This is a genomic window from Pseudomonas coronafaciens pv. oryzae str. 1_6, assembly GCF_000156995.2.
In the GTDB taxonomy this organism is placed as follows: Bacteria; Pseudomonadota; Gammaproteobacteria; order Pseudomonadales; family Pseudomonadaceae; genus Aquipseudomonas; species Aquipseudomonas tremae.
Genome location: NZ_CP046035.1, coordinates 5601661 through 5621078, shown reverse-complemented (window position 1 = coordinate 5621078; position 19418 = coordinate 5601661). Strand labels below are relative to the sequence as shown.

20 protein-coding genes are annotated in these 19418 nt (G+C 56.9%); 9 read left to right on the top strand and 11 right to left on the bottom strand.

Features of this window, described 5'->3' with window-relative positions; translation table 11 throughout:
- Positions 1 to 192 precede the first annotated feature (192 nt).
- Positions 193 to 1263, bottom strand: a complete 1071-nt coding sequence (locus POR16_RS25625; RefSeq protein WP_024670003.1) for a GTP pyrophosphokinase — start codon at positions 1261 to 1263, stop codon at positions 193 to 195.
- Between the two features lie 283 nt (positions 1264 to 1546).
- Entirely contained in the window at positions 1547 to 2227 is a 681-nt protein-coding gene (locus tag POR16_RS25620; protein ID WP_024670002.1) for an EcsC family protein, read from the bottom strand.
- A gap of 264 nt (positions 2228 to 2491) precedes the next feature.
- Here POR16_RS25620 and POR16_RS25615 point away from each other — a divergent pair, with 264 nt between their 5' ends.
- Positions 2492 to 4228, top strand: coding sequence for an OPT family oligopeptide transporter (locus POR16_RS25615; protein ID WP_005894720.1), 1737 nt, complete (start codon positions 2492 to 2494; stop codon positions 4226 to 4228).
- Positions 4229 to 4310: 82 nt separating this feature from the next.
- Positions 4311 to 4739, top strand: a complete 429-nt coding sequence (locus POR16_RS25610) for a PA0061/PA0062 family lipoprotein (protein WP_005894722.1) — start codon at positions 4311 to 4313, stop codon at positions 4737 to 4739.
- A 13-nt stretch (positions 4740 to 4752) separates the two neighbouring features.
- Here POR16_RS25610 and POR16_RS25605 read toward each other — a convergent pair whose 3' ends face one another.
- Positions 4753 to 4986: a DUF1161 domain-containing protein gene (locus POR16_RS25605; protein ID WP_005894724.1), complete on the bottom strand. Its 234-nt coding sequence runs from the start codon at positions 4984 to 4986 to the stop codon at positions 4753 to 4755.
- Positions 4987 to 5104: 118 nt separating this feature from the next.
- Entirely contained in the window at positions 5105 to 5536 is a 432-nt protein-coding gene (locus tag POR16_RS25600) for an OsmC family protein (protein ID WP_005894726.1), read from the bottom strand.
- Between the two features lie 211 nt (positions 5537 to 5747).
- Between POR16_RS25600 and POR16_RS25595 the strand changes: the two genes are divergently transcribed.
- Complete coding sequence (locus POR16_RS25595; protein WP_005894728.1) at positions 5748 to 6749, top strand: LLM class flavin-dependent oxidoreductase; 1002 nt, start codon at positions 5748 to 5750, stop codon at positions 6747 to 6749.
- A gap of 139 nt (positions 6750 to 6888) precedes the next feature.
- On the opposite strand, the gene POR16_RS25590 is transcribed toward POR16_RS25595, so the two are convergent.
- On the bottom strand, positions 6889 to 7116 hold the full coding sequence (locus POR16_RS25590; protein WP_005894730.1) for a DUF1161 domain-containing protein: 228 nt from the start codon (positions 7114 to 7116) through the stop codon (positions 6889 to 6891).
- 145 nt (positions 7117 to 7261) lie between these two features.
- Positions 7262 to 7477 carry a dodecin gene (locus POR16_RS25585; protein WP_005894732.1) on the bottom strand — a complete coding sequence of 72 codons (216 nt, stop codon included), beginning with the start codon at positions 7475 to 7477 and terminating at the stop codon, positions 7262 to 7264.
- Positions 7478 to 7642: 165 nt separating this feature from the next.
- Between POR16_RS25585 and POR16_RS25580 the strand changes: the two genes are divergently transcribed.
- The gene (locus tag POR16_RS25580; RefSeq protein ID WP_005894735.1) at positions 7643 to 7969 is read left to right on the top strand and encodes an ElaB/YgaM/YqjD family protein; all 327 of its coding nucleotides are present in this window, start codon (positions 7643 to 7645) and stop codon (positions 7967 to 7969) included.
- On the opposite strand, the gene POR16_RS25575 is transcribed toward POR16_RS25580, so the two are convergent.
- Entirely contained in the window at positions 7970 to 8878 is a 909-nt protein-coding gene (locus POR16_RS25575; protein ID WP_005894737.1) for a LysR family transcriptional regulator, read from the bottom strand.
- Positions 8879 to 9005: 127 nt separating this feature from the next.
- Between POR16_RS25575 and trpB the strand changes: the two genes are divergently transcribed.
- The gene (trpB, locus tag POR16_RS25570) at positions 9006 to 10235 is read left to right on the top strand and encodes a tryptophan synthase subunit beta (RefSeq protein ID WP_005894740.1); all 1230 of its coding nucleotides are present in this window, start codon (positions 9006 to 9008) and stop codon (positions 10233 to 10235) included.
- Positions 10232 to 11050, top strand: a complete 819-nt coding sequence (gene trpA, locus POR16_RS25565) for a tryptophan synthase subunit alpha (protein WP_005894742.1) — start codon at positions 10232 to 10234, stop codon at positions 11048 to 11050. The genes trpB and trpA overlap by 4 nt, the downstream gene beginning before the upstream one ends.
- Positions 11051 to 11253: 203 nt before the next feature.
- On the opposite strand, the gene POR16_RS25560 is transcribed toward trpA, so the two are convergent.
- Both POR16_RS25560 and POR16_RS25555 read right to left on the bottom strand, forming a co-directional pair.
- Positions 11254 to 12078 carry an alpha/beta fold hydrolase gene (locus POR16_RS25560; protein ID WP_005894745.1) on the bottom strand — a complete coding sequence of 275 codons (825 nt, stop codon included), beginning with the start codon at positions 12076 to 12078 and terminating at the stop codon, positions 11254 to 11256.
- Between the two features lie 144 nt (positions 12079 to 12222).
- Positions 12223 to 13173: a choline sulfate utilization transcriptional regulator gene (locus POR16_RS25555; protein WP_005894747.1), complete on the bottom strand. Its 951-nt coding sequence runs from the start codon at positions 13171 to 13173 to the stop codon at positions 12223 to 12225.
- 114 nt (positions 13174 to 13287) lie between these two features.
- Between POR16_RS25555 and betC the strand changes: the two genes are divergently transcribed.
- The 3 genes from betC to POR16_RS25535 all read left to right on the top strand — a co-directional run bounded on the left by betC (position 13288) and on the right by POR16_RS25535 (position 17502).
- Positions 13288 to 14793, top strand: a complete 1506-nt coding sequence (gene betC, locus POR16_RS25550) for a choline-sulfatase (protein ID WP_005894748.1) — start codon at positions 13288 to 13290, stop codon at positions 14791 to 14793.
- A 37-nt stretch (positions 14794 to 14830) separates the two neighbouring features.
- Complete coding sequence (locus POR16_RS25545; RefSeq protein ID WP_005894750.1) at positions 14831 to 15757, top strand: choline ABC transporter substrate-binding protein; 927 nt, start codon at positions 14831 to 14833, stop codon at positions 15755 to 15757.
- 176 nt (positions 15758 to 15933) lie between these two features.
- Entirely contained in the window at positions 15934 to 17502 is a 1569-nt protein-coding gene (locus tag POR16_RS25535) for a SulP family inorganic anion transporter (protein WP_005894752.1), read from the top strand.
- Positions 17503 to 17679: 177 nt separating this feature from the next.
- Here POR16_RS25535 and aroE read toward each other — a convergent pair whose 3' ends face one another.
- Both aroE and hemF read right to left on the bottom strand, forming a co-directional pair.
- Positions 17680 to 18501: a shikimate dehydrogenase gene (aroE, locus tag POR16_RS25530; RefSeq protein ID WP_005894754.1), complete on the bottom strand. Its 822-nt coding sequence runs from the start codon at positions 18499 to 18501 to the stop codon at positions 17680 to 17682.
- Complete coding sequence (gene hemF / locus POR16_RS25525; protein ID WP_005894756.1) at positions 18501 to 19415, bottom strand: oxygen-dependent coproporphyrinogen oxidase; 915 nt, start codon at positions 19413 to 19415, stop codon at positions 18501 to 18503. The genes aroE and hemF overlap by 1 nt, the downstream gene beginning before the upstream one ends.
- Between the last annotated feature and the right edge of the window lie 3 nt (positions 19416 to 19418).

The window sequence follows — 19418 nt, the reverse complement described above, 5'->3', positions numbered from 1 at the left end:
AGCGCAATATTCCTGTTGCTCATCATCCTGATAGTTAGCCTTCCTAGAGGCTTACCTAGCTTAAAATCTTCCATAACAATGTTAATCGCCATAAAAATTTTCAGCTTTTCTAGAGACGACTTTATCTGGATAAAAGTCGAAGATATGGGCAACACAGTTTCAATTCGCCCGAGAAACCGACGACAGGTACTGTTAGCTGTTATTCGCCAACCACGCATCAAAAACCTCCGAATGCTGAGCGGTTAGCAGCCTTTCAAAAAGATCTTTCTCGCCTAGATATAAACAGTGCCTAATCACCGTATATGGGTCAAATTTATAGCTCGGATAATTTTTTTCAAAAAACTCTTTATACCTTTTTACTTTCGATATATTTTCTCGCATGTAAAAATTAAACTTCCCTCGACTTAAGTCCGGCTTAAGAGAAACAACCTCTTCCGTAAAGCCATCAACTTTCCGCGCCTCAAACTCGAACTCGTTAAAAAAGTGATGTGCGATTTTCAAGAAACTGAAAGCATTGAGAGATGAAGGAGTAATCTTGGGATACAATTCTCCCGATTCAATTTGATCAGACTCCCTACTAATTTGCTCTTGCGGAATATCCTCGGCCTTCATACCCTCAACAGTAGCATTGCGGATTTCTCGAAACTCCCGATCGGCCACCTCAAATAGCGCAGCCAAGGAGTTAATTCTACGCTTAAGATTAATAGGTATAGATTTTTTATACTTTATTTTGTGATCCAGTACACTCCACGAGTCCTGAATTATGGTACGGACTTGAACCTCAAAACCAAGGTTAACGAATTGCGAATACTCGGGTAACTCTTTGCGCTTTTCGTTTAACTCCAAGTCTAAATGCAAGCCTTTATAACCGAATGAATTCTCGGTATTTTCAATCTGCGCGATTTTATCAGTAATATCTATGACCTTAAAGTGATCACTAAGAAGCTCCTTAATTTTTTCTATATCATCTTCGTATAGACAAACTACACGCACACCTATAAGGTCAGTAATATGATCTAGTATTTGGTAGTCTTGAGAGCTGGACTCAAGTCCTATCTTGTACTTTTCAATGAATTTTTTTACACACTCATCCCTGTCTTTGACGCGACCTTCTATTTTCGACAGCGCTATATCGCTTGAACTTCTGATTAGAGAGTTAACTAACGTTATAAACGAGTTTTTCGCGCCATCTAACAGCCCATGGTTCCCATTGTAATAATCACAGAAGTTTTGTTTTTCAACCTCAAAATCCATAGATGGCATTTTTTCTCCCTGGAACCATTAACTGTTAGTTGGCACAAATGGCTTGTATCTAAACCAATGATTGTCTGTCAATCATCCTTATCAGTGCTCGACGCTCTGAATCTGAGGGTCGAGCAAGAGCTAGAACCAAAGCCGCAGGGCATATGAGTACGCTACTGATGAGTTTAATTGCGTCCTTTAGTCTAATTATGGCTGATAGTCGCACGCCTATCTTATTATGTGAGAGCGATCAACTAAAAACTTACTCAACCGTTAAACTTCGCGAACCTATAGCCTCTGCCAATTACTCAGTAGTTATATCTTCTTTCAGGTTCAGACGAAAAGTGTCACGAGCGGTTTTTCCAACGTAGGAGGTAAGTGCATAGTTCGCTGTTCCGCCCACGATGACGCCAATCCCGAACGGAATAATTTTTGCTGCGGCTTTCTGAGTGAAAGAAATACCGATCTTTGCAAACAATTCCTTGATGATCTGAAGCGTAGGCCCCTTCAAATACTGTCGTACCATCCGCACACCAGCCTTGCTAGCTATCTTGGTGGCGCCAGCAGACCCCATCTGCTCCAAGGAGCCGTAAAGCGCAATGATATATGACATATGCTTGGCATCTTCGTTAGACATCTTGCCGTTGATTGCCACTGCCAAGCACATGGTCATATCGATCTGCAACTTCATACATACAGATATATCCGCCAAACCGCCGCCAACAGCACTCACCGCAGTACCAATACCGGGAATGACACCAGGAAGAGCGGTGACGGCACCAGACGTAGCAGCCAGCTTTGAATAGCGGCTTATGATTTTATCGACAACCGCGCCCTGAATTTTTTCGTCTGTAGCGGATGGAGACGAGCTGCGTGCTTGGTTTTCGTACTGGGCAACCAAATCACGCGCATCCTGAGGGCTAATGGAAATGGCCTCTACCATCTTCATCAGTGAGGAACTGCTTTCGTCTTTTTGAGTGGTCATGCCAGATTCCGTTCTTGAGATAATCTATCCACAGCCTGTTATAGGCCGAGTGCTTACGGTTAGAGTGCCATAACCAATATCAAAACAACATCACCCAAGTGACCTTACGTCGCGAATTGATCAACTTTTTGAACCGGTACTTTCTGACGCCAGACGCAAAAGCATCACTACTCGGCGTTCCTATTGCCCCCCCTGAACCTTCCCATCCCTTAACACTCACTTCTACATACCCTTCCTCAACGCCAACCGCCGAAAGGATTCCGCATGTCTACAGCCCCAACCCCGCAAATTCCCCCCGTCCAACGCGAACTCAGCCTGCGTGCCGTCGTTACCGGCGTCATCCTCGGCATCCTGCTTACCCCCTCCAACGTCTACGCAGGCCTGAAGATCGGTTGGTCGTTCAACATGTCGATCATTGCGCTGCTGATCGGTTACGCCATCTGGCAGGGCCTGGCCAAACGCTCGTCCGATCAGCTGCCGTGGACGTTGCACGAGAGCAATATCAATCAAACGGTAGCGTCGGCGGCGGCGTCGATTATTTCCGGTGGATTGGTGGCGCCGATTCCGGCTTATACCTTGTTGACGGGGCAGCAGCTGGATGCGATTCCGATGATGGCGTGGGTGTTTTCGGTGAGTTTTCTGGGGATCTGGATTGCGTGGTATTTGCGGCCTTCGTTGCTCAATGACACCTCGCTGAAGTTTCCCGAGGGCATGGCGACGCTGGAGACCCTGTTGCATATTTACAACCACGGACGGGAGGCGACGACGCGGTTGAAGGTGTTGCTCAGCGCGGCGTTGCTGTCTGCGCTGGCGAAGTGGGTGGATACGTTTGTGTGGGCGTTTCCGCGCTGGTCGCCGAGTGCGCAGCTGGAGCGTTTGACGTTCACCGCAGACCCTTCGCTGCTGTTGGTGGGGTTCGGTGCAATCATCGGCATTCGTGTCGGTATGACGCTCTTGCTGGGTGCCTTGCTGGCGTGGGGCGGGCTGGCGCCGTGGTTATTGGCGCAAGGGCTGGTGACGTTACCGGCCGGCAGCAGTGGCCCGCAGTTCGCGGCGCTGGTGGAGTGGTTGCTGTGGCCGGGTGTGAGTTTGATGGTCTGCTCGACGCTGGCGTCGCTGACGATTCGGTTGTGGGCATTGCACAAGTCCACAAAGGCAGGTAGCGGCACGATTTGGGCAGTGCCCAAAGCGGGACCTGCGCTTGGTCTGATGCTGTCGATCATTCTGGTGGTGAGCCTGCAGGCGCTGTTGTTCGGGATCAATCTGTGGATGGCGTTATTGACCATTCCTCTGGCGGTCTGCCTTGCGGCAGTGGCTGCGCGGGTTGTCGGTGCAACCGGCATTCCGCCTATCGGTGCGATCGGGCAGTTGTCGCAGTTGAGCTTTGGCATCGTCGCGCCAGGTCAGGTCACGATCAATTTAATGAGCGCCAACACGGCGGGCGGGGCGGCAGGACAATGCACGGACCTGATGAACGACTTCAAGGTGGGTAAGGCGATTGGTGCAACGCCACGCAAGCAACTGGTCGCACAAACGCTGGGGATTTTCGTCGGCAGTATCGTCGGGGTGCTGGCCTATATGGCGCTGATCCCGGACCCGCAGACCATGCTGCTCACCGAAGAGTGGCCAGCTCCGGCCGTTGCTACCTGGAGGGCTGTGGCGCAAACCCTGACCCACGGGCTGGACTCGTTGTCGGAGAGCATCCGCTGGGCTATTTTCATTGCGGGCCTGGTAGGTGTATTGCTGGGTGTCCTCGACAGCACGTTGCCAACCCGTCGCGCCCGATACTTGCCAAGCGCTGCCGCCCTGGGTCTTGCGTTTGTGCTTCCGGCGTCAGTGTCGTTGATGATGGCCCTCGGCGCGGTGCTCACGTGGGTGGTGAGCTGCCGCTGGGCGAGCCTCACCGAGCGCTTCGCGATTACTGCAGCAGCAGGGCTGATTGCGGGGGAGAGCATCACCGGGGTGGGGGCGTCGTTGTGGCAGATGTTTGGTAACGGGTAACCAGGAAGGTAAAACCTTCGAATACTTATGGCAGGGTATGCGTCAAGCAACACCTCAATCCACGTAGCCTGGAACTACCAAAATGCGCCTGTTCCCCCTGATAACCGCCTTCACCCTCGCGACTCTCGCTGGCTGCGCCGGTCCGTTGCCAGCCGTCGACCCGAACATGGCGTGGGTCGACATGCGCACTATCACCGGTCAGTTGATCATGGCCGACAAGCTGGATGGCGAAAACACTTACGACGGGCGCTATTTTCAGGTGACGCCGGGCAGCCACGAGCTGCAAGTGCGTTATGACTACGAGTACCGGTCGGGCGGGATGGGGATGATTGGTGACGAGTACACAGAGATTACCTGCTACGTCAGCGTTCGGTACGACCACTTCGTCGCAGGGCAGCGCTATGTGCTGGAGGTGCGCTCACTGGCTAACAGTGTAGACGCCTGGCTATACGATGCAGAGCGCAAGGTGGTGGCCGAGGAGGAACAAGAGGGCGGCGTTCATTGCATCTGAACAGCCGGTCCAGTCAGCGATCGTTACGCTGATAGATAATCTTTTTAGTGCCGTTATCGCAGGTGCCTACGACCATATTGGGATCGGTAGCCTCTTCGTTGGCAACGATTTCCAGGGTGTAGGACGTCACGTTATTGGCCTGGATCTTGGCTTCGATTTCATCCTTGAGTTCTTCACAGGATTTAGGCGCTGCCAAGGCGCTGGTGGCCAGCACGGTACAGGTCACAGCCAGAATAAAACGTTTCATGCTCGACTCCTGATCAAAATCAAACCACACGCCGATAGACGCGCGACTGATGAAGCAAGCCAGCTTTATACAGGAGATACAGGAGCGCACAAGGCGCTCCCGCAAGGCTCTCCGTGGATCAGCTCACTAATGTGGCGTCCAGGGTGATCTTGGCGTTCAACACTTTTGAAACCGGGCAGCCTTCTTTGGCCTGCTTGGTCAATTCGTCGAACTTCTCTTGTGTTGCACCCGGCACTTTGGCTTTGAGGGTCAAATGCACAGCGCTGATGGCGAAACCGCCTTCAACCTGGTCCAGCGTTACGTCAGCTTGCGTGTCGATGCTGTCGGCGGTCAGGCCGGCGTTGCCCAGAATCATGGACAGGGCCATCGAGAAACAGCCTGCATGGGCTGCACCGATCAGCTCTTCCGGGTTGGTGCCTTTGCCACCTTCAAAACGTGCCTTGAAGCCATAAGGTGCTTCACGCAACACGCCGGTTTCCGTGGAGATGCTGCCGATACCGCTTTTCAGATCACCTTCCCAGTGGGCGGATGCTTTCTTGACGATGCTCATGGTGGCTCCTTTTGGAATGAATTTGGATCATTGCTGTTACAAGGTTCTGAGGATAGACGACTCTGGAAAGTTCAACCGTCGGAAAGACCTACCGTTTAAGTAGGTTTTTGCCCGCGTGCCATTGAAAAGCAAGACTTGCGCCCGCACTGCTGTTTCATCATGGGCAGCTCCAGCAGCCAGCCCATCTCAATTCGAGGAGCTTCCCCGGCCTATGAAACGTCTGGCAGATGTAAAAATTTCGACTCTTGATCTGGTTCCTGTGCGTCATGACAGGGGGCCAGCGGAGTCCTTGCGCAACTCTCTGAACCTGGCTCAACACGTTGAAAAACTGGGCTACAACCGCTTCTGGGTGGCGGAACACCACAACATGGACGGTATCGCCAGTTCAGCGACCTCTGTGCTGCTGGCGTACCTGGCCGGTGGTACGTCGACCATTCGCGTGGGCGCTGGCGGGATCATGCTGCCCAACCACGCGCCGCTGGTGGTGGCCGAGCAGTTCGGCACCCTGGCAAGCCTTTATCCCGACCGGATCGACCTGGGCCTGGGCCGCGCACCAGGTTCCGATCAAATGACCGCACGTGCGCTTCGTCGCGAGCGCTCCGGCAGCGCCGAGGATTTCCCGGATGATGTCACCGAGCTGATGGAATATCTGGGGCCGCGCACGGCTGATCAAAAAGTGATCGCTGTACCAGGCTCGGGCACCAATGTACCGATCTGGTTGCTGGGGTCGAGCCTGTTCAGCGCTCAACTGGCCGGCATGCGCGGGCTACCGTATGCCTTCGCTTCGCACTTCGCGCCGCGCTACATGCACGAGGCGATTCGTGTTTATCGCAATCATTTCCAGCCATCCGCAGTGCTCGACAAGCCGTACGTGATGCTCGGCGTTCCGCTTTCTGCGGCACACACCGACGAACAGGCCGAGTACCTGGCGACCTCGGTCTACCAGCGCATTCTGGCGTTGATGCGCGGGCACAGCCTGATGCAGCGGCCACCGGTCGAATCGATGGACGGCCTGTGGCTGCCACATGAGCGTGAAGCAGTAGCGAGTTTTCTGGGGCTGGCAATGGTCGGCGGTCCGGACAAGATCCGCGCCAAGCTGGATGTGCTGCTCGAGCAGACCGATGCCGATGAACTGCTCTTCACCTGCGACATGTATGAGCATCAGGATCGACTGCGCTCATACGAGATTCTGGCGCAGGTTGCACACGGCTAGGCGATTTTCCGAATCGGAAATAATCGACCGCAAACACAATCGCCCCGGACAGAGAACACTCGGTCCGGGGCGATTCTGTTCATCTACCCCGCAAACGGGATTAACCGACGGCCCGACCTGAATCAGGCTCGACCGGTAATCAACCGCGCTGGTAGACAATTTCCTTGGCGCCGCCTTCACAGGTGCCGACGACTTGCTTGTCGGACGAAGCACTGCCTTTCTCGACGACTTCCAGCGTGTAGGACGTTACGCCCTTCGCTTGCAGTCTGGCGTCGATTTCACTTTTCAGTTCTTCACAGGGTTTGCCTGCCGCGAGGGCAGTGCCTGCGATGCTCAACAAGCCTACAGCCAACAAAAACTTCTTCATGGGTGATCCCTCTCGTCCGGCCATATACAGACGCCATCGGAACAGGCGCCCACTCAACATCCCACGCTCATACCCCTCCCGTGACGGGTAACAGGGTATGTAGCGCAGATTATGGCAATCGGCCAGCCAAAAGGTTCAGCGGTGCTTAGCTGTGGGTGATACGGAAGCCGACTTTCAGGGTGACCTGAAAATGCGCCACTTTGCCATCTTGGATATGACCACGTGTTTCGGTCACTTCAAACCATTCCATAAGCTCAAGGCTTTTGCTGGCTTCGGCCAGGGCGTTATGGATTGCATCTTCGATGGTGGTGGTGGAAGAGCCGACGATTTCGACTTTTTTGTACGTGTGGTGATCGGTCATGGCAGTTCTCCTGGGGTCTGAAAAAGGCGCGATATAAAGCGCGCTCCCTGCTTCTGTCAGGGGAACGCGCGCAAAAGTTCAGCGCTTTATACAAATCGCATCGCACTTTCCAAAAAGCCCGCAGTCCGAAACAACACGCTCACTCATCATTGCAGGAGAAACACCATGGCTACTACTTCACTTCGTAAGGCCTCGTTGCAGAGTATGGAAGCTGAGATCGAGAGCCTCTTGAAGTCGCTCGAAGGCCTGAAAGCCGATGCTACCGACGAGTCGCGCAAGACCCTGAAAACATTGAAAGCCAATGCGGAAAGCGCATTGAGCCATTCGCGCAGCCTGCTCAGCGATGTCTACGAAGACGTCAAAGAGAAGACCCGCGAAAACGCGCTGGCTACCCGTGACTACGCTCAGGAACACCCATGGACTACCGCCGGTGTTGCCGTCGGTGCTATCGGCCTGATCGCAGCCTACATGCTGTTCAAGCGCGGCAACTGATCAGATTTTGATCGGGTCTCCAGACTGCCTTAGCTCATTTTTTAACCACTGAGCCAACTGTTGCGCCCGACCATCGGCCGCACGTCTGGGTACCCAAAGCGCCAGCTGCGCCGGGGTTTCGCTGAAACCCCATGGCGCAGCCAGGCGTCCGGCCTTCAGGTCATCGATGACCAGCGGCTCCGGTGCAATCGCAATCCCCAGGCCAGCCACGGCTGCCTCCAGCAAATAATACAAATGCTCGAACCCCTGACCATAGCGCAGCGTCTGCGGATCGATCCCGTTTTGTTGCGCCCAACTCGGCCATGCCTGAGGCCTTGAAGTCGTTTGCAACAAAGACTCCTCCAGCAATACATCGGCAGGTGCTTCACGCAGGCTGTCGAATCGTGCGAAGCGGGGGCTCAATACCGGTCCTATTCTCTCGCTGGCCAGTTCGAATACCTGCATGTCAGCCGGCCACGGTGGCTCGGCAAATACCAACAATGCATCCAGCCCCGGACGACGCGGATCAAGATCGCCTTCGCCAGCCGACAGATGCAAGCGCAGGTCAGGCAACTCAGCATTCAAACGGCTCAGACGCGGAATGAACCAGCGCGCCAGCAGGCTCCCGGAGCAGCCCAGTACGAAGGGCGCATCGGCGCTTACCTTGCTCAGTTCGACGCAGACACCACGCAACCGATCAAACGCTTCGCCACTGACATCGCGCAGCCGAATACCCGCATCTGTGAGTTTCAGGCCACGTCCGTCTTTGCTGAACAGGCTCACGCCCAGATGCTCCTCAAGCACCTTGAGCTGACGACTGACAGCGCCATGCGTAACGCTTAGCTGTTCAGCAGCCTGGCTGACGCTGCCCAGTCGGGCAGTGCTTTCGAAGGCGCGCAGGGCGTTGAGGGGAGGGAGGTCACGGCTCATGATCTGTGAGTTTTCCTGACAGGTTTCTGCGATCTTATCGGTTTTCTTTCGGGTATGTGATGGTTAAAGTGGACTCATTGCCGATCCGGCTCACTCAATTCGCATAACACTGCAACTGGAGTATTTCATGACCCAGACCAACTTCCGCAGCGGCCCTGACACCAACGGCCTGTTCGGCTCATTCGGCGGCCGCTACGTGGCAGAAACCCTCATGCCGCTGGTGCTTGACCTCAACCGCGAGTACGAAGCGGCCAAGGCAGACCCGGAATTCGCCAAAGAGATGGCTTACTTTCAGCGCGATTACGTGGGCCGCCCGAACCCGCTGTACTTCGCCGAGCGCCTGACCGAGTTCTGTGGCGGCGCAAAAATCTATTTCAAGCGTGAAGAGCTCAATCACACTGGCGCGCACAAGATCAACAACTGCATTGGTCAGGTGCTGTTGGCCAAGCGCATGGGCAAAAAACGCCTGATCGCGGAAACCGGTGCCGGCATGCACGGTGTGGCCACTGCGACTGTTGCAGCACGTTTCGGCCTGCCCTGCGTGATCTACATGGGCGCCACCGACATCGAGCGCCAACAGGCCAACGTGTTCCGTATGAAGCTGCTGGGCGCTGAAATCGTCCCGGTCACTTCCGGCACCGGCACCCTGAAAGACGCGATGAACGAAGCCCTGCGTGACTGGGTGACCAACGTCGACGACACCTTCTACCTGATCGGTACGGTGGCAGGCCCGCACCCATACCCAGCGATGGTCCGTGACTTCCAGGCCATCATCGGCAGAGAAACCCGAGAGCAGATGCAGGAGAAGGAAGGCCGCCTGCCCGACAGCCTGATTGCCTGCGTTGGCGGTGGCTCCAACGCCATGGGCCTGTTCCATCCGTTCCTCAATGACGCCAGCGTTGAAATCATTGGCGTCGAGGCTGGTGGTCACGGCGTGAGTACCGACAAACATGCAGCCAGCCTGAACGGCGGCGTTCCGGGCGTACTGCACGGCAACCGCACGTACTTGCTGCAGGATGGCGACGGGCAAATCACCGACGCGCATTCGATTTCTGCCGGTCTGGACTACCCGGGCATCGGCCCGGAGCACGCCTTCCTGCACGAAGTGAAGCGCGTCGAATACGTCAGCATCACCGACGACGAAGCACTGGACGCTTTCCACCAGTGCTGCCTGCTCGAAGGCATCATTCCGGCACTGGAAACCGCTCACGCCCTGGCCGAGGCCATGAAGCGTGCGACCAACCTGCGTGACGATCACTTGATGGTCGTGTGCCTGTCCGGGCGCGGTGACAAAGACATGCAAACCGTCATGACCCACATGGCAGCCGCCGAACAAACCAAGGAGATGCTGGTATGAGCCGTCTAGAGCAACGTTTCGACCAGCTGAAAACTGAGGGCCGTGCTGCGCTGGTCACCTTCATTACCGCCGGCGATCCTGGCTACGACACCTCATTGAAAGTCCTGAAAGGGCTGCCTGCTGCGGGCGCTGATGTGATCGAACTGGGCATGCCGTTCACTGATCCGATGGCCGATGGTGTGGCCATTCAGCTGGCGACGCTGCGTGCGCTGGACGCGGGCCAGACCCTTCAGAAGACCTTGCAGATGGTCAGCGAGTTTCGGGTCGACGATCAGACCACACCGATCGTGTTGATGGGCTACTACAACCCGATCCACCGTTTTGGCGTTGAAGCATTCGTGGCGCAGGCCAAGGAAGCGGGCGTTGATGGTCTGATCATCGTTGACCTGCCGCCTGAACACGATGCGGAGCTGGCAACCCCGGCACAAGCGTCCGGTATCGACTTCATCCGTCTGACCACGCCAACCACCGACGACGCGCGCCTGCCGCGCGTGCTGGAGCGCAGTTCCGGTTTCGTCTACTACGTTTCGGTTGCCGGTGTGACCGGCGCTGGCTCGGCAACCACCGAGCACGTCACTGAAGCCATTGCGCGTCTGCGTCGTCACACAAGCCTGCCGATCAGCGTGGGCTTCGGTATCCGCACTCCCGAGCAGGCAGCCGCCATTGCTCGTCTGGCGGAAGGCGTGGTGGTGGGCTCGGCATTCGTCGACAAGATCGCCAATGCCGAGTCGCCGGAGCAGGCAATCGATGACGTGCTGACGTTGTGCGCCGCACTGGCCGAAGGCGTACGTAACGCACGGGTCAACCGGGGCTAAAGTTTCTGCCGTTGAATAAAAGGGGTTCATGACCAAGTCATGAACCCCTTTTTTGCTGCATCGGACAAAGCCGAATTCTGCCCCCATGAACTGCCAAAACGACGAGTTTCCGAGGATATACCACCCTCTTCGCGGACAAGTCCGCTCCCACAGAAAGCCCCTCTCTACCTGAGGTCGAGGCGCGACGCAGAGCCTGGCCAGGCTCAATCCTGCTTTTGATTAACCCGCGCCAAAAATGTCATCAATGCCCCTGACACAAAATCAGGGTTTTCCAGATTAGCGATATGACCCGCCTCGGGCACCAGTACATAAGGGCAGCCAATCAGGCCGGCCATCTCACGGGTTTCCTCAGGCGGGCGCGGGATGTCCGCATCGCCACACATCACCAGCGTGGTGTCGGCATTCAGTTGTTCGATCAACCCCAGCCGGTCGTCACGACCAAAAATCATTCGCCCCAATGGCGCAATGGTCTGGCGCAACTGCTCTGCATTCATGCCTGCCAGCGCCGCCCGAAAGACCTGATACACAGGCGACTGCGGATCAATACCAGGACGGAAAAAAATCGGCACCACGATATCCAGCAACGGCGCAGGAAAAGCACCGGTTTCTTCCAGTTTGTCGATCAACGAGAAGTAATAGGCCTTCGTGGCTTCGGTTTCCTTGCCCAGGTAAGTATCCATCAACACCAGCCCGGTGATGCGCTCAGGTGCCAACAGCGCAGCAATGGCACCCCACATACCGCCTACCGACAACCCTACGATACTGCAACGCTCGATGTTCAAATGATCCAGCAGCGCCAGCGCATGACGGGCCAGATCATCGAGATTACGAGTGCCTTCCGGAAAGCCATCAGACTCACCATGCCCCCAAAGGTCCGGCACAATCACCCGATACTGACTCGCCAGGGTATCAAGCTGCGCGCTCCACATGCCTTTGTCCCAGAGATAACTGTGACCCAGCAGGACAACCGGACCGGTGCCTTGGTCCGAGTAGTGAAGAGCCTTGCCATCGATGAGTAGATTCGGCATTTCTGATGATCCTGTGTTCTGGTCTTTCAGCATTCAGTTCAAGCGCCCGTGGCAGGCTACTTATTATTTTGAAACGTATGCATGACCCTTTTATTGAAGTTCGCGTCGCAACGGACCGAGCGGTCATTTTTCAGCCAGGCAATATTACACCGCAATCGAAGGTAACGGCCTGCCAGCCAGCGACACGCCGCTCAACGCCTGCTCACTCGCCAGCCAATCCATGAACTGCTGGACGATCTGCACGCGCCGTTTGCGCTGGGGTAACACTACGTAATAACCGTGGCCAGAGATTGCTGAGCCAGCGATGGGCCGGCAGAGCAGGCCCTGGTCGAGGAGGTCGTCGACCAGGTGTTTCCAGCCGATGGCGATGCCTTGTCCGCCGATGGCGGCCTGGATCAGCAGTGTGTAGTTATCGAAGCGCAACTGGCCGGGGGCGGGGGCTTGGGGAATGTCGAGGGCACGGAATACACCCGCCCAGTCGAACCAGTTGTTGATGCTTTCGCCGCGCAGGTGCAACAGCGGGAAGCCGCGCAGTGCCTCATTGGGCAGCGGTGTCTGGCGACCGGCAATCAGTTGCGGGCTGCACACCGGAAAGACTTCTTCGCTGAACAGCCAGTGGCTTTCGCCCTGTTTGAAGCGCCCGTCACCGAATAGCACAGCGACGTCGATATCGGCGCGGAGCATGCTGTGGGTACGCTCACTGGTGACCAGGCTGACGTCCACGTCGGGGTTGACCTTGTGGAATCGGTGCAGGCGCGGCATCAGCCAGTAGGCAGCGAAGGCAAAGTCGGTCGCGACCTGTAACACTTCATGCTGGCGCTGTTCGGTGATCGCTATCAGCCCGCTGTCGATGGACTGCAAGCCCGCCTGAACATGGCTGAACAATATTTCACCGGCCTCGGTAAGCTCGATACCGCGATAGATGCGGTCGAACAGACGAGTTGCCAATTTCTCTTCAAGGCGCTTTATCTGCTGACTGACAGCAGGCTGGGTGGTGCCCAGTTCGATAGCCGCAGCGGTAAAGCTGCGCAGCCGGGCCGCGACTTCAAAAGCACGCAGCAGGTCGAGGGACATGTCGCCAAACGATTTAAACATTAGCTGGGCTTATCCTAGGCATTGCCTGGCATGGGCTTTACCATAAAACACTAGGGTATCATCCTCGTACTTAGCAATTTCGCATAACTTTTCACAATGGGATGCAGCGATTACATGAAGCGCAAAAATATTCTGTTCATCATGGCCGATCAAATGGCCGCGCCAATGTTGCCGTTCTACGCCCAATCGCCAATTCTGATGCCGAACCTGAGCCGCATTGCTGACAACGGTGTGGTGTTCGATTCAGCGTATTGCAACAGCCCTCTGTGCGCGCCATCGCGTTTCACCCTGGTCAGCGGTCAGTTGCCGAGCAAGATCGGCGCATACGACAACGCAGCTGATTTCCCGGCGGATATCCCGACCTACGCTCACTATCTGCGCGCGCTGGGCTACAAGACCGCTCTGGCAGGCAAGATGCATTTCTGCGGGCCGGACCAACTGCACGGTTACGAAGAGCGCCTGACCAGTGACATCTACCCGGCCGACTACGGCTGGTCGGTCAACTGGGACGAGCCGGATGTGCGCCCGAGCTGGTATCACAACATGTCGTCGGTATTGCAGGCCGGCCCGTGCATTCGTACCAACCAGCTGGATTTCGACGAAGAAGTGCTGTTCAAGTCCCAGCAATATCTCTATGACCACGTACGCCAGGACGGTGATGCGCCGTTCTGCCTGACCGTTTCCATGACTCACCCTCACGACCCGTACACCATCCCCAAGCCGTTCTGGGACCTGTACGCCGACGAAGAAATTCCGATGCCGCCGCCGCACGCCAATCAGGCAGCGCTGGACCCGCACTCACAACGGCTGCTCAAGGTGTATGACCTGTGGGACAAGCCGATGCCGACAGACAAGATTCGTGATGCACGGCGTGCCTACTTCGGCGCCTGCAGCTATATCGACCTGAACGTCGGCAAGCTGATGCAGACGCTTGATGAAGTGGGTCTGGCGCAAGACACCATCGTGGTGTTCTCCGGTGATCACGGCGACATGCTTGGCGAGAAAGGCCTCTGGTACAAGATGCATTGGTTCGAAATGGCTGCTCGCGTACCGCTGGTGGTTTACTCACCGGGGCAGTTCGAGCCGGGGCGCGTGAGTGCCTCGGTATCGACTGCCGATCTGCTGCCGACTTTTGTCGAAATGGCCAACGGCAAACTCGACAAAGGCATGCCGCTGGACGGGCGCTCGTTGATGCCGCACCTGAAACGCAAAGGCGGTCATGACGAGGTGTTTGGCGAGTACATGGCCGAAGGCACCACCAGCCCGTTGATGATGATCCGTCGCGGCGCTTACAAATTCATCTATTCGGAACAGGACCCGTGCCTGTTGTTCGATGTGAAGAACGACCCGAAAGAGCAGAAGGACCTGAGCCAGTCGTCAGCCCATGAAAAGCTGTTCAATGACTTCCTGGCTGAAGCTCGGGCCAAATGGGACATTCCGGCGATACACCAACAGGTGCTCGCCAGCCAGCGCAGAAGACGCTTCGTCGCTAAATCGCTGGCAACCGGCAAGCTGAAGAGTTGGGATCACCAGCCACTGGTCGACGCCAGTCAGCAGTACATGCGCAACCATATTGATCTGGACGATCTGGAGCGCAAGGCACGTTTTCCGCAACCTTGACCCTGCCCACACCAAAAAAATCAAAAGGGGTACATCAATGATGAAGTTAACCACAGCCGCAGCGGTCACGGTCATGACGCTCACCAGCCTTGCGGCGCAGGCCGAGGACGCGAGTTGCAGCACCGTGAAGATGGCCGACCCGGGCTGGAGCGACATCGCGACCACCAACGCAATTACCAGCACAGTGCTCGAGGGCCTGGGCTACAAGCCCAAGGTTGACACGCTGGCGGTGCCAATCGCCTATGGCGGCTTGAAAGACGGCAAGCTGGATGTGTTTCTGGGTAACTGGATGCCGGCGCAACAGGGCTTTTACGACAAGTTCGTGGCGACCGGCGATGTGACGCAACTGGCCAGGAACCTTGAGGGCACAGAATTCACGCTGGCCGTGCCGGATTACGTCTGGGACGCAGGCGTGCATGATTTCGCCGACCTGAGCAAGTTCGCCGACAAGTTCGACAAGAAGATCTACGGCATTGGCTCTGGCGCACCGGCCAACCTGTCGCTACAGGAGATCATCAAGAAGAACGAGTTCGACCTAGGCAAGTGGAAGCTGGTTGAGTCGAGCGAGCAGGCGATGCTCGCCGAGGTTAATCGCAACGTGAAAAAGAAGGCGTTCGTGGTCTTCCTTGGCTGGACGCCACACCCCATGAACGTGCAGATCAAGGGCATGCACTACCTCAAGGGTGGCGAAAAATATTTTGGTGACACGGGCTCGGTCTTCACCCTGACCCGCAAGGGTTACGCTGAAGCCTGCCCGAATGTGGGCAAGCTGCTGACCAACCTGAGCTTCACCCTGGACATGGAAAACAGCATCATGGCCGAGGTGACCAACAAGAAGGTCAGCAACAGTGAAGCAGCAAAAGCCTGGATCAAGGCCAACCCGGCGGTACTGGACAAGTGGCTGGATGGGGTGAAAACCGTCGATGGCAAAGACGGCCTGGCGGCGGTGAAAGCGAAGTTGTAGGCGTAAGATTCCGAGTACGCAGCGTGGCGCATATTTGTGACGCGGAGCGTCACCCAGGGCATTCCCACGCGGAGCGTGAGGAACGATAGTTCTATAACTATCGTGCCCATGCTCTGCGTGGGCATGCAGTTCCGGGACGCTCTGCGTCCTCTACGTTCAATTCACCCGAGGGACCGATGCGCTGGCTCAATCGCCATAAATTTCTACCGTTCCTCGCCTGGTTGCCCCAGCAGACTCGCAACAGCATCGGGCGGGATGCGCTGGTAGGTTTGAGCGGGGCCATTCTGGCGCTGCCGCAGTCCATCGCTTACGCACTCATCGCCGGGTTGCCGCCGGAGTACGGCCTGTACGCAGCCATTGTTCCCGTCATCATCGCCTGTCTGTGGGGCTCGTCCTGGCACCTGATCTGCGGGCCGACTGCGGCTATTTCCATCGTTCTGTATGCCAGTGTCAGTCCGCTTGCCATGCCAGCCAGTCAGGACTACATAATGCTGATCCTGCTGCTGACATTCATCGCCGGAGCCTTCCAGCTGTTGCTGGGGATGATGCGTTTCGGCGCGCTGGTAAATTTCGTTTCGCACTCGGTGGTGCTCGGCTTCACGTTGGGCGCCGCCATCGTGATCGCCCTTGGACAGATGCCAAACCTGCTGGGCCTCGATCTGCCGAGCCAAACCACTGCCCTCAATAGCCTGAACGCGATACTCGAGCATCGCGGCGACGTCGACATGCCTTCACTGATACTCGGATTGCTGACCTTGGCACTGGGTATCGGCCTGAAAGCTCTGGTGCCGCGCTGGCCGACATTGCTGATCGCATTGGTGGCGAGCAGTCTGTTGGTGTGGCTATGGCCGGCGATGTTCGGTCAAGTGCGGGTGGTCAGCACCTTCCTCGGGCATCTTCCGCCTTTCAGCCCGCTGCCGATGGACCTCGAGCTGATCCTCAAACTACTGCCGACCGCAGTGGCGGTGGGCATGCTCGGGCTGGTCAACAGCCTGTCGATTGCCCGCTCGCTGTCAGCTCGTTCGCAGCAGATGCTCAACGCCAATCAGGAAGTGCGTGCCCAAGGCCTGTCGAACATGGTCGGCTCACTGTTTTCCGGCTATCTGTCAGCGGGCTCGTTCACCCGTGCAGCGCTGAGTTACGAGGCGGGCGCTCGCTCGCCGTTGGCCGGGGTGTTTTCAGCGCTGTGGGTGGCACTGTTCGCCGTCGCCGGAGCCTCGTTGATCTCGCATATTCCGATCCCGGCCATGGCGGCTTCAATCCTGCTGATCTGCTGGGGCCTGGTGGATCGTCGCGGCATTCGCGCACTGTTCCGCGTCAGCCGCGCCGAGTTTTTCGTGATGGCGCTGACCTGCCTGGCCACGCTGCTGCTTGAGCTGCAAACTGCGATTTATGCAGGCGTGCTGGCCTCACTATTCTTCTACCTCAAGCGCACCTCACAACCGCGCGTGCAGCAATGGCGCGAAGGAGACGAGGATGTGCTGCGGGTCGGCGGGTCGATCTTCTTCGGCGCCAGCCATTACCTGCAAACCCGACTGCAACGCACTGAAGGGCTGCGTGTGGTCATCGATGCGCAGCAGATCAACTTCATTGATTACTCGGGCGTGGAAATGCTCCATCAGGAAGCACGACGCCTGGGTCAAAAAGGGCGAGTATTAGTCCTGCGCAATGCCAGACCACAAGTGATAGAGGAACTGCGCAAGCTGGAAGGACCAGAGAACTGCCCGATTCTGTTTGAGGATTGAGTTGTAACTCATCGTCGCGACGCTCTGCGTTCAGTGTTATACGCAAGTCCGCTTTTGATTCTGGCCGAAGGCCGTGGAAGCGAAGCGTCGCCCGGTCCGCTTCCACGGCCTCCGGGCAGAAGCCAAATCTACGGGCTTATCAGGGCTTGCGTATAACGCAGAGCATTGGCACGACAGTCATTGCGCCAGCAACCTGCGCAACTCCGCCAGCACCGGTGCCGAATCCGGCCGCACGCCACGCCACAACAGGAAGGCTTCTGCCGCCTGCTCAACCAGCATCCCCAGCCCATCAACCGACTGCGCTGCGCCATGTTCGCTAGCCCAGCGGCAGAAAGCGGTAGGCTCTTTGCCATACATCATGTCGTAGCAAAAGGTCGCGCCGGGCTGGACAAGGTTCGGGGAAACAGGCGGCAGCTCCCCGGCCAAGCTGGCGGATGTAGCGTTGATGATCAGGTCCACCGGCTCTTCCAGCCAGTCAAAGCTGCTGGCAAACACCGGACCGAGATCAGCAAACTCCTCAGCCAGTCGCTCGGCTTTCTCGACGGTACGATTGGCGATCACCAGCACAGCGGGCTGTTCCGCCAGCAACGGCTCCAGCGCCCCACGAACGGCGCCGCCAGCGCCAAGCAACAGAACGCGCCGACCGCGCAGCTCAACTCCACAATTTACTGTCAGATCACGCACCAACCCGGCGCCGTCGGTGTTGTCACCCAGCAGCGTGCCGTCATCGAGTTTGCTCAGTGTATTGACCGCTCCCGCACGCTGGCCTCGCTCGGTCAGGCTGTCGGCCAGACGATACGCCTCTTCCTTGAACGGCACCGTCACATTGGCGCCGCGCCCGATCTGGAAAAACGCCTTGGCGAACACGGTGAAATCATCCAGCGGCGCCAGCGAAGCGCGGTAATCCAGCGATTGTCCGGTTTGCTCAGCAAACAAACGGTGGATCAAAGGCGACTTGCTGTGACCGATTGGATGACCGAAGACGACGTACTGGTCCATCAGTTTTCTGCCAACCAGTCGCGATCAGTCAGGAAATACTCGGTCAGGCGCGCCTCTTCGCTGCCCGGCGCGGCTTTCCAGTCATAGCCCCAGCGAACCTGCGGCGGCAGAGACATCAGGATCGATTCGGTACGGCCACCCGATTGCAGACCGAACAACGTGCCGCGGTCATACACCAGGTTGAACTCGACGTAGCGCCCGCGACGGAACTCCTGAAACTCGCGTTGCTGCACGGTATAAGCCGCAGCCTTGCGACGCCGCACAATCGGCAGGTAGGCATTGATAAATGCATCACCGATGGCGCGAATGAACGCGAAGCTGGTGTCGAAATCCCACTGGTTCACGTCATCGAAAAACAGACCGCCAATACCCCTTGGCTCGTCGCGATGCTTGAGGTGGAAGTAGCTGTCGCACCATGCTTTGTAGCGCGGGTAGACATCATCGCCGAAGGGCGCACAGGCACGCTCGGCAACCCGGTGCCAATGCACGCAATCTTCCTCGACGCCGTAGTAAGGCGTCAGGTCGAAACCGCCACCGAACCACCAAACGGCCTCTTCACCTTCTTTCTCGGCAATGAAAAACCGCACGTTGGCGTGAGAGGTGGGCACATGCGGGTTATGCGGATGGATCACCAGCGACACGCCCAGTGCCTCGAAACCACGCCCGGCCAGCTCTGGCCGATGCGCACTTGCCGACGGCGGCAGGTTGCTGCCAAATACATGGGAAAAGTTGACGCCGCCTTTCTCGATGACCGCGCCATTCTCGATCACTCGCGTGCGACCACCGCCGCCTGCCGGACGTGTCCAGGCATCTTCCACAAAGTGTGCATTGCCATCTTCCTGTTCAAGCGCGGTGCAGATACGGTCTTGCAGGTCGAGCAGGTAGGCTTTTACGGCCTCGGTACGGGTACTCATGAG

Coding starts and splice junctions, on each gene's coding strand:
- POR16_RS25625 (WP_024670003.1), bottom strand. CDS start 1,263: ATGCCATCTATGGATTTTGAGGTTGAAAAACAAAACTTCTGTGATTAT.
- POR16_RS25620 (WP_024670002.1), bottom strand. CDS start 2,227: ATGACCACTCAAAAAGACGAAAGCAGTTCCTCACTGATGAAGATGGTA.
- POR16_RS25615 (WP_005894720.1), top strand. CDS start 2,492: ATGTCTACAGCCCCAACCCCGCAAATTCCCCCCGTCCAACGCGAACTC.
- POR16_RS25610 (WP_005894722.1), top strand. CDS start 4,311: ATGCGCCTGTTCCCCCTGATAACCGCCTTCACCCTCGCGACTCTCGCT.
- POR16_RS25605 (WP_005894724.1), bottom strand. CDS start 4,986: ATGAAACGTTTTATTCTGGCTGTGACCTGTACCGTGCTGGCCACCAGC.
- POR16_RS25600 (WP_005894726.1), bottom strand. CDS start 5,536: ATGAGCATCGTCAAGAAAGCATCCGCCCACTGGGAAGGTGATCTGAAA.
- POR16_RS25595 (WP_005894728.1), top strand. CDS start 5,748: ATGAAACGTCTGGCAGATGTAAAAATTTCGACTCTTGATCTGGTTCCT.
- POR16_RS25590 (WP_005894730.1), bottom strand. CDS start 7,116: ATGAAGAAGTTTTTGTTGGCTGTAGGCTTGTTGAGCATCGCAGGCACT.
- POR16_RS25585 (WP_005894732.1), bottom strand. CDS start 7,477: ATGACCGATCACCACACGTACAAAAAAGTCGAAATCGTCGGCTCTTCC.
- POR16_RS25580 (WP_005894735.1), top strand. CDS start 7,643: ATGGCTACTACTTCACTTCGTAAGGCCTCGTTGCAGAGTATGGAAGCT.
- POR16_RS25575 (WP_005894737.1), bottom strand. CDS start 8,878: ATGAGCCGTGACCTCCCTCCCCTCAACGCCCTGCGCGCCTTCGAAAGC.
- trpB (WP_005894740.1), top strand. CDS start 9,006: ATGACCCAGACCAACTTCCGCAGCGGCCCTGACACCAACGGCCTGTTC.
- trpA (WP_005894742.1), top strand. CDS start 10,232: ATGAGCCGTCTAGAGCAACGTTTCGACCAGCTGAAAACTGAGGGCCGT.
- POR16_RS25560 (WP_005894745.1), bottom strand. CDS start 12,078: ATGCCGAATCTACTCATCGATGGCAAGGCTCTTCACTACTCGGACCAA.
- POR16_RS25555 (WP_005894747.1), bottom strand. CDS start 13,173: ATGTTTAAATCGTTTGGCGACATGTCCCTCGACCTGCTGCGTGCTTTT.
- betC (WP_005894748.1), top strand. CDS start 13,288: ATGAAGCGCAAAAATATTCTGTTCATCATGGCCGATCAAATGGCCGCG.
- POR16_RS25545 (WP_005894750.1), top strand. CDS start 14,831: ATGATGAAGTTAACCACAGCCGCAGCGGTCACGGTCATGACGCTCACC.
- POR16_RS25535 (WP_005894752.1), top strand. CDS start 15,934: ATGCGCTGGCTCAATCGCCATAAATTTCTACCGTTCCTCGCCTGGTTG.
- aroE (WP_005894754.1), bottom strand. CDS start 18,501: ATGGACCAGTACGTCGTCTTCGGTCATCCAATCGGTCACAGCAAGTCG.
- hemF (WP_005894756.1), bottom strand. CDS start 19,415: ATGAGTACCCGTACCGAGGCCGTAAAAGCCTACCTGCTCGACCTGCAA.